The organism is Armatimonas rosea, assembly GCF_014202505.1.
In the GTDB taxonomy this organism is placed as follows: Bacteria; Armatimonadota; Armatimonadia; order Armatimonadales; family Armatimonadaceae; genus Armatimonas; species Armatimonas rosea.
The window spans coordinates 968,872-982,287 of sequence record NZ_JACHGW010000001.1 but is presented as its reverse complement, the minus strand read 5'-3'; the positions used below and the strand labels follow the sequence as shown (position 1 = coordinate 982,287).

Sequence of the window (13,416 nt, the reverse complement as noted above, 5' to 3'; positions counted from 1 at the left end):
TAGAGCGGGCTTCAGCCTGCTTGCCGCACCAGCGGGCCGCTTTAGCCGCCCGTTTCAAAACGCCGTAAAATGCATCCCATGAAACGCCCGCAAGACATCCAGCGCACCGCGCGGGAGATTGTACTGCCCGACGGTCGCCGTGTCTCGACGCTCTACAAAGACGACTTCCCTGGCGGTGAGGGGCCAGTCTTGCTTACCGCGCGGAGTGTGTGGTGGGGGACGCGGGACATGGTCTTTCGCGCCGACCTGGCCACGGGCAAGCGCGAGGTGTATCTTCCCTGGGCCGGGGGCAAGGGCATCGTGCAGGCGCTGGAGCAGACGGGGGATGCGGTCCAAGTGCGCACCGACTCCCGCGCGGCGAAGATTCGCCCGGAGAGTACCACGTTCGATGGCTACGTCCGCCTGCGGCTCGGCGACGACCAGCTTATCCCGCCGCCGGGAGTCTGCCAAAAGCTCGCGCGCACGGTCGAGGAGTGGCTGGGGGTTCCCTATCTCTACGGCGGCGATACCAAGAGCGGCTGCGACTGCTCGGGGTTTGTGGGGGCGATGCTGCGCGTGGCGGGCAAGAGTGTCCCACGGACATCGGGGGCGATCGCGCAGGCGGGCAAGCCGGTGCTCGGAGAGCTACGCTTTGGCGATGTGGTATGCACGCCGGGCCATGTCGCGCTCTACCTGGGCAGTGGCTGGCAAGCCGAGGCCCCGCAGATGGGCGATGTCGTCAAGAAAACCACGATCTGGCACCGGGCCAGTGCAACTGCTCGGCGGTTTCTGGGCACTTAAAAAGTATGAAAACGATTCGTCGCATTGGTGTGATCTCACTGGGAATTTTCTTAGCAATCGGAAGTACGGCTACCTACCAGTATGTTCAGGAAATTCAGCAAAGCCAAGTAGCCTGGGACTGGCACTGGAAAGCCTGGAAACTCCAACAGAAGCGACATTGGGTTGAAGCAGAACAGGCATGGAAAATGGCACTTCGCTATGAGAAGCCTCAAAGACAAGGACATATATACCTGGAGCTTGCCAAAATTTATCAAAAACAAAAGCAGAACCAGAGCGCGATAGATCACTACCAAAAAGCACTCTCCTACGACCTTGGACGTGAGCAGTGCGCCGATGCACACTTGCAACTTGGTGATCTATTAAACACACAGGACTCAGTTGCTACTGCCCTGCCACACTGGCAAGAGGCTGCCCGACTCACACCTGTAGGCATGCCCTTGATGGCAGCAGGCTATATGGTTCACAAGGAAGCAGAAGCAAGGCTAAAAACAAAAAACCTCCCGCATCGTCGGTGACGCGGGAGGCCGTCCGCCGCTGGGAGGGAGGCTACGTTTCCGGGCGTAGCCGTGCGAGCGGACGCTGGTCCGGGCAACGGAGGGTTGCGTGCTGCCCGTGGTGGTTGCCGAAGCGGTAGTTGCGGTCGTTGCCTTTCTGGAGGCGGCGCTCCAGCTTCCCCGCCGCGCGGGAGAGAGCAGCGTAGAGATCCTCCCCGTGGGCCTCGCTCCGCAGGTCCAGCCCCTCCGCCCAGACCCGGATATCGACCTGGTGCTCCTGGCGGCCCAGCGTGAGGGTGATATGGCCGTGGCGGATCGCGGGAAACTGCCTGCCTAGGCGCTGGAGGACAAGCTCGGCGTGCTGCCGAAGGACATCGGAGACGACCAGGTGACGACCTTGTACTTGAATGTTCATCAGTATCCTTTCTCTAAGCAAAAGACCCTCGCCAGAGGGTGCTCTGGTGAAGGTCTTGCAAATCTGGTGAGAAAGGAGGGCTCCGGCTCGCACTGCGAGCGTCCTGACGAAACTCTCCCCGGCTAGCCGAGCCGGTCGCTACTCCCCTTCGTTAGTAATCAATACCAAGAAACGCAATTGCACGTTCCCTGTTTCCTGAATTATTTTTCTTAAAATCGCTGGATGAGCCCTGCACTCAGATAGTCTAGCCGGGCGAAGTTGTAGACCCGCTCGTTATCGGCGCCGCCTTCGAGGGTTCGCACGCCTACGGTGAGATCGGTCTTGGGCGAGAGCGTGTGCGCCAAGAAAAGCCCGACATCGAAGGCGCGGCCCTGTGGTGCGGCCAGCCCGTCGGCGTCCAGCAGTAGCTTCCAGCGCTCGCTGAGCCGCCGCTCGCCGCTGAGATAGACCAGTGGGACAATCCCTAGGTTGTACGACGAGGCGTAGGTGCTCCCCTGGCGCAGGGCGATCTTTGCATCGCGCACCTTGAGGGTCCCGCCCACACGCCAGGTCTCGCGCTCGCTCTGGCGCACCGTGGACCAGTAGCTCACGCGGTAGGAGTTGAACATATAGCTCCCTGTGGTGGGCGTATTGGCCGAGAAGGTTGTCTCCTGAAAGCGCACCGGCGCGGCAAACTGCCCCGTCCCTGAGTAGCCCAGCGGCGCGAGCATCAGGCGCAGGCCATGGTTGGCATTGAGCGGGTGGAGCACGGTCACACGGCCGTAGCCGAAGCTTCCCTTGCCCTGGAGGTCGCGCAGGGAGAAGGTCGTGCCCGTGTCGCCAAAGATCCGGGCGGTGTTGTAGGGCTGGCGGACACTGCCAAGCTCCAGGTGGACGGTAGTTACTTGCGGGGGGATATCCATGCTCTCCCTAACGCCCTCAGGGCCGCGCAGGTTCCGTGAAATAGGCCATTTGGCCCATGACTGGCCCTAGGGAGCGTGGTACCACAAAACACCATGCTACGCAGCCACGAAGACGACGAACTCAACGCACGCCAGAACGCCACCACGGAGCGCTCTGCCGCCGCGATGCTCGATAAAGAGACCGAGCGGACGCTCTACACGCTCTACAAAGACCACTTCGCCCGCGCCGACGCGGAGCGGCTGTGGAACCCCTGGGGCTCGCTGGACTGGACAGTGGAGACGCCGGCACCCAGCGCCGCTCTCGTGGATGCCGTGCTGGCGCTCTGGCGGGATGCGACCCTGCTCCCCGACTACGCCGCCCTCAACCAGAACCTGCTCCGTGCCAGCCGGGGCCGCGCTTGGTTCTGGACCCACTGGAGCTACGAGGAGAGCAAGCACCTGGTCGCGCTGCAAGAGTGGCTCACCCGCAAGGGCGGCTGGAGCGAGGAGGCACTCGCTACCGCTGCCGACGACCTGCTCGCCCGCTACCGGTGGGAGCCCCCGTGCGACGAAGCAACCTGCGTCTGTGTGGATGCCCTGCTCTACGAGCTGCACCAGCTAGAGAGACTCGAAGCCCTCGTGGCGCAGGCCACCGACGAAGGCGAGACCACGCTTGCCACACTGGCGGGCTACCTCATCGCCGACGACCAAGCGCAGCGGGACTACCTCGCGGAGGCACTGCGGGTGATTGGCAAGCGCTACCCCGAGCGCCTCACCGAGGCCCTTCAGACAGTCGCCACCAGCCACGAGGCCCCGGAGCTCGTCGCTGAGCTCCAGGCCTACCTCGGCTAGGGTTCCCTACTGCCCCTGGGCAAGCGCGAAGCCGGGGATTCCGTCGAACTCGTAGAGGTTCTCGGTCTTGATGAAGTCCAGGCTGGCCATGTCGATTCCTGCCAGGAGCGCCAGGACATCGCCGTGGCAGATCAGCTTGGTTCCCTTTGCCACAAACCGGCAGCGCCAGTGGTCGGTGCAGAAGGTCTCGGGGAGGCCGCCGGGCCAGACCTTCACGCCCCGGTTGGTGATCAGCGCGAGCTTCAGCCGGGGCGCACCGAGCTTCTGGAGCCGCAGTGCCAGCTCCTCCGGACAGGTGCCGCGCCAGTGCAGAAAGACATCCACTCCGACCAGGTCCTTGTGGGCTCTAGGACGAGGCAGGGTAGGAGCGACTGCTGTGGGCTCGTCGGAGACAAGTGCCTCGGTGTAGCAGGCCGAGGGCAAGAGAGTCGGCACCTGACCCAGCCGGGCAATCACCGCATCGGCGAAGGCCTGCGTCCCGACGCACGCCTTGCTGGTCTCGGGGCGGAAGATATCGGCGGTGTGGATCCCCTCTTCCAGTGTTTTTAGCCACGCATTGTGAACCAGTGTCGCCGTATCGGGCAGGTTGAGGTGCACGAGCATCTGGACCGCGGCTTGGAGCAGTCCCGAAGGGTTGGCGAGGTCTTGGCCGGCGATATCGGGGGCGCTGCCGTGGATCGCCTCAAAGAGCGCCCCGTGCTCCCCGATATTGGCCGAGCCCGCCAGCCCCACCGACCCTGCCACCTGGGCCGCGATATCGGAGATAATGTCGCCGTAGAGGTTACTGGTGACGATCACATCGAAGCGCTCGGGAGTATCGGCGATCCGGGCTGCACCGATATCGATAATCATGTGCTCGGTCTGGATATCGAGGTACTCCAGAGAGACCTCCTCAAAGACCTGACGGAAGAGCCCATCGGTGAGCTTCATGATGTTGTCTTTGGTCATGCAGGTCACCTTGGAGCGGTTGTTCTTGCGAGCGTACTCAAAGGCGTAGCGGACAATCTTCTCGCAGCCCGGGCGGCTGATGAGCTTGAGGCACTGCACCACATCGTCGGTCTGCCGGTGCTCGATCCCCGCGTAGAGGTCCTCTTCGTTCTCGCGGATGATCACCAGGTCCAGGTTCGGGTGCTTGGTGGCCACAAACGGGGCATAGGCGACACAGGGCCGCACATTGGCATAGAGCCCCAGAGACTTGCGCAGGGTCACATTGACGCTTTTATAGCCCCCGCCTTGGGGAGTGGTCAGCGGTGCCTTCAGGAGCACCTTGGTCTCGCGAAGGGTCGCCCACGCCTCGGGTGCGATCCCTGAGCTCTGCCCCGCCTCGTAGACCGCCTTGCCCAGCTCCACGGGTCGCCACGTCAGGGGTGCCTTGGCGGCGGCAAGAATGCGCTGCACCGCTCCCATGATCTCCGGCCCAATCCCATCGCCACTCGCACAAGCCACTGCGTACTGTTCCATGATAAACCTCCGGTGACTACATTATCACGAAATTATTTACACGACAATATTTTCATAAATATTTTTTCACGACTACGTTATAATAGAACTCAAATGGCTGTTGAAACGGGCTGGACCTACCTAACCAACCACACCCATGTCTTGATCTGCCTTGCTCAAGACAGTGAGATGCGCCTGCGTGATGTCGCCGAAAAAGTGGGCATTACCGAGCGGGCGGTGCAACGTATCGTCGCGGAACTTGAGGAAGCCGGCGCGCTCACCCGTGTGCGCGACGGGCGGCGCAACCACTACGAGGTGCACAGCGATGCCCACCTGCGCCACCCCATCGAGGCGCACCGCACGATCCGTGAGCTGATCGCCCTCGCCGAGAAGAGCTAGCGCGCCTAGAGCGGGGTCACCGCGCTCAGGAGAACACGGTACTCGTCATCGGCCAGGGCCTTGCTTGGATCGACATAGAGGCTCGTGGGCCAGCCCTGAGGGGCGAAGCTCACGGTGAGCGTATCGGGCTTGCCTTTTTGCGCAGACTCCACCGCATCGAGCGCTTTCTCTACCGTGCCGTAGGCGGCCAGGTACTCAGGAGCATTGGTCGCGACACCGTCGCGGACCGTGATGGTCACCGGGCGCGTGTACTCCTCCGGGCAGAAGCAGATCTTCTGCACCGTAACGCTGTAGGAGCGCAGCCCCTGCGCACGCCAGCTCGCCCGCGCCTGGTCAAGGTCAGACACCGCCGTTCCGCCGCCACACCCCGCCAGCACCAGCAACACGAGTAAAATCGTTCGTTTTCCCATCTCACCTTCTCAGACCGCAACCGACGACAAGAGCTTTAGTCTACCGTCTCTACCAGTGAAGCGGTAAAAGAAGCCGCGCGGGAACTCTTGTCCACGGAGGGTGGTTAAGGTATCCTGAGCCAACACACTTGCATTGGAGTTTTCCTATGATCGCTTCCCGACGGCGCTTTTGTGCGCTTCTCTCTCTTAGCCTTGTCTTTGCGGGCTGCTCGCAGCAAGAGGCCCCTAAAGAGGCGGCCACCAACACTCCCGCTGCCACAACCGGGGGCGGGGCAACTCTGGACAAGCTGACGATCGGGCTCATCACCCCCGGTAAGATCAACGACAAGGGCTGGAGCCAGCTCGCCAATGATAGTGTCGAGAAGATCAAGGGCGAGATCGCCGGCACGGAGACAGTCCCTGCCATCGAGGACCCAGGCCAAGCCAATGTCGCCGGCGCCGCGCGCGATCTGGCAAAGAAGGGCTGCAACCTGATCTTCTTCCACGCCTCGGAGTACGACGATGCCGCCGCAACCGTGGCCAAGGAGTTCCCCAAGACCTACTTCGTGGTAGTCGGGGGCCGCACGACCGCTCCCAACCTCACCCCCATTCAGTTCAAGGCGGGCGAGGCAACCTACCTGGCCGGGATGCTGGCGGGTGGGATGACCAAGACCGGAAAAGTGGCCTGTGTGGGCGGAAGCGAGATTCCGATTGTCAAAGAGGCGTTTGCATCGTTTGAGAAGGGCGTGAAGGCCGCCAAGGCCGACGCCGAGGTCAAGATTGTCTTCACGGGCAGCGGCGACGATATCGCCAAGGCCAAGCAGCAGACCCAGGCCCTCCTCGATGGCGGGGTCGATGTCGTGCACCACAACGCCAACGCGGCCGGTCAGGGAGTCGCGCAGGCGGTCACCGACAAGGCCGATGCGATGTTTATCGGGGCCAACGCTCCCCAAGACGACCTTGCCACGCCTAAAAACCTGGGCTCGTTTCTCGTCGATGCACAGGCGGCCTACTTGCTCGCCGCCAAAGCCGTCAAAGAGGGCAAGGCGACCGGCGCGTTTAGCTACGGTCTGAAGGATAAAGTGGTCGGCCTGCACTACAACGACAAGTTCGCTGGCAAGGTCCCCGATGAGCTAAAGGCCAAGATCGCCGCCGCCGAGGCGGATATTGTCGCCGGTAAGGTCACGCCGTAGTGGAAAACCCGCCCCCCCCGCCCCCGTCCGACGGGGGAGCCTTTTCCTCTGTCGAACGGGGGCTAGGGGGGGACAATCTCTTAGAGGCCCGCGCCCTCACCCGCCGCTTTGGCAGCTTCACCGCGCTCGACTCGGTCGACTTCGACCTGCGTGCGGGAGAGATCCATGCCGTGCTGGGGGAGAATGGCGCGGGCAAGTCCACCCTGATGAATATCCTCTCGGGCCTCCTGCGCCCGAGTGCAGGGGAGCTACTCCTAGAGGGCACTCCCACCCGCTTCGCCTCCCCCGCCGATGCCACCGCGCAGGGGATCGGCATGGTCCACCAGCACTTCTTGCTCGTCCCCCCGCTCTCGGTCGCGGAGAACCTCCTGCTCTCCGCCGATAAGGGCAAGGGCGGCCCCCTCTCCTGGCCGATGAAGAGCGTCCTCGCCGAGGCACAAGAGCTGGCGCAGCGGCTCGGCTGGACAATTCCCTGGGACGCGCCTGCGGGGAGCTTGCCCGTCGGGACCCAGCAGCGGATCGAGATCCTCAAGGCCCTGCGTGGCCAGACCCGTGTCCTGATCTTCGACGAGCCCACCGCCGTCCTCACCCCCACCGAGACCCCCGAGCTCTTCGCCACCCTGCGCCAGCTCGCCGCCGAGGGGAAAGGGATTGTCTTTATCTCCCACAAGCTCGATGAAGTTCTCGCCCTCTCGGAGCGCGTGACAGTCCTGCGGCGCGGAAAAGTCGTGGAGCGCCTCGTCACCGCCGAGTGCGATGCAGGAATGCTGGCCGAGGCGATGGTGGGGAGTCAGCCGGTGCCATCTCCGCAGGCCATCTCCCCCGGGCCATCTCCCCGGCTCGTTCCTCGCCTCCCCTCTTCCCTAGATCGCTCGTCCCTCGCTAGGAAGAGGGGCATTCCAGACAGTCCCTCTTCCCGCGACGAAGGAGCAATAGGGGAAGAGGGAAGCCGTCTCAGCGGCAGGGAGATGGCGCGAAGCGGCGGCAGGGAGCTGGAAGTCAAAGAGATCCCCCTCACCGTCCACAACCTCACCCTCGGCAAGCTCAACGCGATCTCATTTACGGTCGCGCCGGGCGAGATTCTGGGCTTTGCGGGCGTCGATGGCAACGGCCAGACCGAGCTTGCCGACTGCCTCTCCGGGATGGCAAGGCCCCCCCAGGGCGAGATTCGGGTCGGTGGTCAGCCGCTGGTACCCACTCCCACCGCCGTGCGCGATGCCCGGATCGGGGTGATTCCCGCAGATCGCCAGAAGCGTGGCCTCGCGCTGGAGCTGACCATCACCGAGAACCTGACGCTGGGTGTCCAAGATAGCCCAGAGTTTAGAAAAAGCGTCTTTCTCAAAGCCAAGGCGCTCCGTGCCCGCGCCGAGCAGCTCATCCAGCGCTTTGATATCCGTGCCGAGGGCCCCGACGCAAAGGCGAGCAGCCTCTCGGGGGGCAACCAGCAGAAGGTTGTGATCGCGCGTGCGCTGGCGGGCGAGCCGAAGATCGTTGTCGCGGTCAACCCCACCCGTGGCCTCGATGTGGGCGCGATCTCTTATGTCCACAAGGCCCTGCGCGAGGCACAGGCAAGCGGCGCGGCCATTGTCTTGATCTCCACGGAGCTCGACGAAGTCCTTACCCTCTCGGACCGAGTCGCGGTCCTCTTCGACGGCAAGCTGATGGGCATTGTCTCCCCCGAGACTCCGCGCGAGGACCTAGGCCGGCTGATGGGAGGCGCACGGTGAAGCTCATTGCATGTATCTTCGGGGGCTTGCTACTCTTAGCCGCTGTCATCTTAGCCGCCAAAGCCTCCCCCCTTGCCGTGGCGGCGGCGCTGGCACGCGGGGCGTTTGGCTCCAAAGATAGCCTCGCCAACACGCTCCTCCAGACCACGCCGCTCCTGCTCACCGGGCTTGGGGTCGGGCTGGCGTTTAAGGGCAAGCTGTTTAATATCGGGGCCGAGGGGCAGTTCCTGCTCGGGGCGGTCTTTGCGATCTGGGCGGGGACACAGAAGCTCCCTGCGCCCCTCCTCCTGCCTGTCGCGCTTGCAGCCGGCGCTCTGGGCGGGGCGCTCTGGGCGGGGCTGGCGGCGGCGCTCAAGCTCTGGCGTGGGGTCCAAGAGGTGCTCTCGACCCTCCTGCTCAACTTTGTCGCCATCCAGCTGGTCGCCTGGATGGTGCGTGGCCCCTTGCAAGAGGCGGTCAAGCAGTACCCCCAGTCCGACAAGCTCGCGATCCCGGGGCGGCTCGCCTTTCTTTGGCCGGGGACACAGCTCCACCAGGGTTTTCTCTTAGCGCTCGTGCTCGCAGTCGTGGCCTGGGCCTACCTTGCCAAGACCGCCTCGGGGTTTGCGCTGCGTGCGGTCGGGGCGGGGGCGGAGGCGGCAGCGGCAGCGGGAATCTCCGTGGCCAAGACCACCTGGCTCACTTTTCTGCTCTCGGGCGCGCTCTCGGGCCTGGCGGGCGCGATCCAGATCTGCGGGGTCACCTACTTCCTCGCCGACCCGTACTCCAAGGGCTACGGCTACACCGCCATCGCGGTTGCCCTGCTGGCCAACTTATCCCCACTCTGGACCATCGTCACTGCGCTGTTCTTCGGTGCCCTCACCGCCGGTGCCACCGAGGTCCAAAGCGCCGGGGTCTCATCAGTCGTGATCCAGGTGCTCCAAGCGGTCACCCTCTTTACCGTGCTGGCCTATAGCTGGCTAAAGGAGCGTGGGAAGTGAGCCGAACCACCCACCCCCTACCCCCCGCCCGGCGGGGGGAAAACAAGGAATCCGATTCGGCTTTGTCCCCCCGCCCGGGTACCCCGCGAAGCGAGGGTGGTGGGGTTAGGGGGCGAACATGATCCCCTTTCTCCTCCAGACCCTCACCTTCGCGACACCGGTTCTTCTCGCGGCACTGGGTGCCGTCTTCGCTGAGCGGGCGGGTGTGGTCAATATCGGGCTAGAGGGCCTGCTCCTCGTGGGGGCGCTCGTGGCGGTGCTGGTCTCGGCAGCGACGGGCCAGCCCTACCTCGGGGTCTTGGTGGCAGCGCTGGTCGCGGCGGCGCTGGCGGGAGTCTTTGCGGTCTTTGCCATTGGGATGAAGCGCGACCAGGTGATCGTGGGCACGACCATCAACTTCCTGGCGCTGGGCGGGACGGGAGTCTTCTACCGGGCGATCAAGAGCACCGGCGAGGTCAAGACGCTCCCTGTGCTCTTTGGCGATGGCTCTACCGCGATACACGGGGTCACCCTGCTTGGCCTTCTCCTGATTCCTCTCGCGCAGTGGCTCCTCTACCGCACTCGGCTCGGAGTGATGGTGCGCTCGGCGGGCGAGAAGCCCCAGGCAGTGGCGGCGGCGGGAGTCTTTGTCAACCGCCTACGCACCGTCACGATCTTGGCGACCGGCGCACTCTGCGGTATTGGCGGGGCGGCGCTCTCGATTGGGATCGGCAACACGTTTACCGAGGAGATGACCAGTGGGCGCGGCTTTATCGCGCTGGCGGTCGTGGTCTTTGGGCGCTGGAATCCCTTGGGTGTCCTCACGGCCGCGCTGCTCTTCGCCGCCGCCGATGTCTGGCAGACGCGGCTCCAAGCCGACGGCAAGCTTCATATCCCCTACCCGATCTTCTTGGCCCTCCCGTATGTCCTGACGCTTCTGGCCCTCGCCATTCGGGGTGCCAAGGTCAAGCCCCCCGCCCACCTCGGCGAGCCCTTCGAGCAAGGCTAGGGCAAGCGGCGGGAGTAGAGCCAGCTCCCCAAGGCGCAGAGCCCAAAGAAAGCCGTTGGGAACGTGTAGAGAAACGGGGTTCCTTTGGCGCTCATCTTTGCGCCGTCCACCTGTGAGCCGATCACAAAGAGCACCGCAAGCACCCCGCAGACCGTGGCGACCTCTTCCCACTCCTCCTGGCTACGGTAGTGAAACATGGCTCAGACCTCCGGGTTGAAGATAGGGGCGAGCTCCAAGACAAGACCAGGAAGCTCGGGGGAGCAATCTAGGGTTGCGGGGTCGTCTAGCTCGCTCACGTCGGTGTTGGGGCGGTAGACGTAGACTTTCTTCGTGCTTGGGTCGAGGAGAAGCGCGAGGGCGACACCTGCGGTGAGGTACTCCTGCATCTTGGTTTTTAGGGGTGGGAGGCGGTCGCTGTCGGAGCGGAGCTCGATCACAAACTCAGGCGCGACGGGGAGAAACCTCTCGCGCTGCGTCTCGGGGATAGCGTCGAGTCGGGCTTTGCTCACCCAGGCCGCATCGGGCGCTCGCATTGCGCCGTTGGGAAGCTCAAAGCCTGTGTTGGAGTCAAAGACATAGCCCAGGCGGCTCTGGCGGTTCCAGGCCATGAGCTGATAGTTCAGCTCCGAGTTACGATTTCCGGTTCTGCCTCCGGTGGGCATGGTGACACAGAGTCTCCCTTCAGGGTTTCGCTCCAGGCCGAGCGGCCGGTTCTCCTGGCAGACTCTGAAAAACTGGTCACGGTCGGTGGGATCGAAGCCGGCGGGCAGACGCAGCTCGTACTCGCCGAAGAGAAAGATCGGCGGGGCCAGCTCTTTTTCCTTTGGTTGCACAGGTCCACTCATCGTCGGCACTCCTTGCCAAAATTATATCGCGTGGCCTTGGGAACTTTCCTTTTTGAATTTACGTCTTTGTTCTCAGAAGATACTTGACAGCAACACACTCAAGTGATATAACCACGACGGCAATAATTCTTCTCAGAGGAACTGAAACACTATGGCAAAGACAGTAGGAATTGACCTGGGGACCACCAACTCGGTTGTGGCGGTGATGGAGGGCGGCGAGCCCACTGTGATCGTCAACTCCGAGGGCGCTCGCACGACGCCGTCGGTGGTGGGTTTTAACAAGACGGGCGATCAGCTGGTGGGTGTCCCCGCCAAGCGCCAGTCGGTCGTCAACCCCGACCGCACCATCGTCTCCATCAAGCGGCACATGGGCACCAGCCACCGCACCACGATCGATGGCAAGGGCTACTCCCCCGAGGAGATCTCGGCGAAGATCCTGCAGAAGCTCAAGGCCGATGCCGAGGCCTACCTGGGTGAGCCGGTCACTGCGGCCGTGATCACGGTTCCTGCCTACTTCAACGATGCCCAGCGCCAGGCGACCAAGAACGCCGGGGAGATCGCGGGCATGAAGGTCCTGCGCATCATCAACGAGCCCACCGCCGCAGCACTGGCCTACGGCCTCGACAAGCAGGCCAACGAGACCATCCTGGTCTACGACCTGGGTGGCGGAACCTTCGATGTGTCTATCCTGGAAGTGGGCGACGGCGTCTTTGAGGTCAAGTCCACCAGTGGCGATACCCGCCTGGGTGGCGACGACTTCGATGCCTGTATCGAGGACTGGCTTGCCGCAGAGTTCCAAAAAGAGCAGGGAATCGACCTGAAAAAGGACAAGCAAGCCCGCCAGCGACTGCGTGAGGCCGCGGAGAAGGCCAAGATCGAGCTCTCCAGTGTGGTCACCACCAATATCAACCTGCCCTTTATCACCGCCGATGCCGAAGGCCCCAAGCACCTGGACCTGACCCTCACCCGTGCCAAGTTCGACGATCTCACCAAGAGCCTCGTGGACCGCACGACCAAGAGTGTTCAGCAGGCGCTCAGCGATGCCAAGCTCAAGATCGAGGATATCGACGAGGTGATCATGGTGGGCGGCTCGACCCGTATCCCCGCGATCCAGGACCTGGTGCGCTCGCTGACCAACAAGGAGCCCAACCGCTCGGTGAACCCCGACGAAGTCGTGGCCGTGGGCGCGGCGATCCAGGCCGGTGTGCTGGGCGGCGAGGTCAAGGATGTTGTCCTGCTCGATGTCACCCCGCTCTCGCTGGGAATCGAGACCCTGGGCGGCGTGATGACCAAGCTGATCGACCGCAACACGACCATCCCCACCCGCAAGTCCGAGATCTTCTCGACAGCGGCCGATGGCCAGACCGATGTCCATGTCAAGGTCTACCAGGGTGAGCGTGAGATCGCGGCACACAACAAGATGCTGGGCGACTTCCAGCTCTCCGGGCTGCCCCCGGCTCCGCGTGGCGTGCCAAAGATCGAGGTCACCTTCGATATCGACGCCAACGGAATCCTGAATGTCTCCGCCAAGGACCAGGGCACGGGCCGCGAGCAGCGCATCACGGTGAGTGGCTCGTCGAACCTGAACAAGGACGAAGTGGATCGCATGGTCAAGGAGGCCGCGGCCAACGCCGAGGCCGACCGCAAGGCCAAAGAGGCCGCCGAGCGCCGCAACAAGGCCGACCAGCTGATCTACGCCACCGAGCGCACGCTGACCGACCTGGGCGACAAGGCAACCCCGAGCGAGAAAGAAGACCTGGAGGCCAAGATCGCCGCGGTGCGCCAGGCAGCCGAAGGCGACGACGAGGACCGGTTCAATACCGCCCTCAACGAGCTCCAGACCGCAAGCTACGGCATGAGCGAGCGCCTCTACCAGCAGGCCGCCGCCAACGCCGAGCCCGGCCCCGATGCGCCTGTCGATCCCGACAAGACCCAGATGGGTGGCGACGACGTGATCGACGCGGAGTTTAAAGAGACCCCCTAACCCCCGCCGAGCGGGGGGACAATAAGGAAACGACCTTGTATTCCCCCCG

At 63.4% G+C, this 13,416-nt stretch carries 15 protein-coding genes; 9 read left to right on the top strand and 6 right to left on the bottom strand.

The features are described 5' to 3' along the window. The first annotated feature begins 78 nt into the window (after positions 1–78). Both HNQ39_RS04475 and HNQ39_RS04470 read left to right on the top strand, forming a co-directional pair. Positions 79–780 carry a C40 family peptidase gene (locus HNQ39_RS04475; RefSeq protein WP_184192747.1) on the top strand — a complete coding sequence of 234 codons (702 nt, stop codon included), beginning with the start codon at positions 79–81 and terminating at the stop codon, positions 778–780. 5 nt (positions 781–785) lie between these two features. Beyond that, on the top strand, positions 786–1,295 hold the full coding sequence (locus HNQ39_RS04470) for a tetratricopeptide repeat protein (RefSeq protein WP_184192746.1): 510 nt from the start codon (positions 786–788) through the stop codon (positions 1,293–1,295). Positions 1,296–1,326: 31 nt separating this feature from the next. On the opposite strand, the gene hpf is transcribed toward HNQ39_RS04470, so the two are convergent. Together hpf and HNQ39_RS04460 are read right to left on the bottom strand one after the other, a co-directional pair. Beyond that, positions 1,327–1,689 carry a ribosome hibernation-promoting factor, HPF/YfiA family gene (gene hpf / locus HNQ39_RS04465; protein WP_184192745.1) on the bottom strand — a complete coding sequence of 121 codons (363 nt, stop codon included), beginning with the start codon at positions 1,687–1,689 and terminating at the stop codon, positions 1,327–1,329. Between the two features lie 209 nt (positions 1,690–1,898). Beyond that, positions 1,899–2,591 carry a hypothetical protein gene (locus HNQ39_RS04460; protein ID WP_184192744.1) on the bottom strand — a complete coding sequence of 231 codons (693 nt, stop codon included), beginning with the start codon at positions 2,589–2,591 and terminating at the stop codon, positions 1,899–1,901. Positions 2,592–2,666: 75 nt separating this feature from the next. Between HNQ39_RS04460 and HNQ39_RS04455 the strand changes: the two genes are divergently transcribed. After that, the gene (locus tag HNQ39_RS04455; protein WP_184192743.1) at positions 2,667–3,422 is read left to right on the top strand and encodes a hypothetical protein; all 756 of its coding nucleotides are present in this window, start codon (positions 2,667–2,669) and stop codon (positions 3,420–3,422) included. Between the two features lie 6 nt (positions 3,423–3,428). Here HNQ39_RS04455 and HNQ39_RS04450 read toward each other — a convergent pair whose 3' ends face one another. Beyond that, positions 3,429–4,883 carry an NADP-dependent isocitrate dehydrogenase gene (locus HNQ39_RS04450; RefSeq protein ID WP_184192742.1) on the bottom strand — a complete coding sequence of 485 codons (1,455 nt, stop codon included), beginning with the start codon at positions 4,881–4,883 and terminating at the stop codon, positions 3,429–3,431. Positions 4,884–4,976: 93 nt separating this feature from the next. On the opposite strand from HNQ39_RS04450, the gene HNQ39_RS04445 reads away from it, so the two are divergent. Continuing rightward, the gene (locus tag HNQ39_RS04445; RefSeq protein WP_184192741.1) at positions 4,977–5,261 is read left to right on the top strand and encodes a helix-turn-helix transcriptional regulator; all 285 of its coding nucleotides are present in this window, start codon (positions 4,977–4,979) and stop codon (positions 5,259–5,261) included. 5 nt (positions 5,262–5,266) lie between these two features. On the opposite strand, the gene HNQ39_RS04440 is transcribed toward HNQ39_RS04445, so the two are convergent. Then, entirely contained in the window at positions 5,267–5,671 is a 405-nt protein-coding gene (locus HNQ39_RS04440; RefSeq protein WP_184192740.1) for a DUF6174 domain-containing protein, read from the bottom strand. A gap of 146 nt (positions 5,672–5,817) precedes the next feature. Between HNQ39_RS04440 and HNQ39_RS04435 the strand changes: the two genes are divergently transcribed. The 4 genes from HNQ39_RS04435 to HNQ39_RS04420 all read left to right on the top strand — a co-directional run bounded on the left by HNQ39_RS04435 (position 5,818) and on the right by HNQ39_RS04420 (position 10,538). After that, entirely contained in the window at positions 5,818–6,843 is a 1,026-nt protein-coding gene (locus HNQ39_RS04435; protein WP_184192739.1) for a BMP family lipoprotein, read from the top strand. Continuing rightward, positions 6,843–8,570, top strand: coding sequence for an ATP-binding cassette domain-containing protein (locus HNQ39_RS30490; protein ID WP_184192738.1), 1,728 nt, complete (start codon positions 6,843–6,845; stop codon positions 8,568–8,570). The genes HNQ39_RS04435 and HNQ39_RS30490 overlap by 1 nt, the downstream gene beginning before the upstream one ends. After that, a complete protein-coding gene (locus HNQ39_RS04425; protein ID WP_184192737.1) occupies positions 8,567–9,550 on the top strand; it encodes an ABC transporter permease in 984 nt (327 codons plus the stop codon). Before HNQ39_RS30490 ends, HNQ39_RS04425 begins: the two co-directional genes overlap by 4 nt. A gap of 118 nt (positions 9,551–9,668) precedes the next feature. Beyond that, positions 9,669–10,538 carry an ABC transporter permease gene (locus HNQ39_RS04420; RefSeq protein WP_184192736.1) on the top strand — a complete coding sequence of 290 codons (870 nt, stop codon included), beginning with the start codon at positions 9,669–9,671 and terminating at the stop codon, positions 10,536–10,538. On the opposite strand, the gene HNQ39_RS04415 is transcribed toward HNQ39_RS04420, so the two are convergent. Together HNQ39_RS04415 and HNQ39_RS04410 are read right to left on the bottom strand one after the other, a co-directional pair. Next, on the bottom strand, positions 10,535–10,735 hold the full coding sequence (locus HNQ39_RS04415; protein ID WP_184192735.1) for a hypothetical protein: 201 nt from the start codon (positions 10,733–10,735) through the stop codon (positions 10,535–10,537). The genes HNQ39_RS04420 and HNQ39_RS04415 overlap by 4 nt on opposite strands. Positions 10,736–10,738: 3 nt before the next feature. Next, positions 10,739–11,383 carry a Uma2 family endonuclease gene (locus HNQ39_RS04410; protein ID WP_184192734.1) on the bottom strand — a complete coding sequence of 215 codons (645 nt, stop codon included), beginning with the start codon at positions 11,381–11,383 and terminating at the stop codon, positions 10,739–10,741. 151 nt (positions 11,384–11,534) lie between these two features. On the opposite strand from HNQ39_RS04410, the gene dnaK reads away from it, so the two are divergent. Beyond that, complete coding sequence (gene dnaK / locus HNQ39_RS04405; protein WP_184192733.1) at positions 11,535–13,367, top strand: molecular chaperone DnaK; 1,833 nt, start codon at positions 11,535–11,537, stop codon at positions 13,365–13,367. The last annotated feature ends 49 nt before the right edge of the window (positions 13,368–13,416 follow it).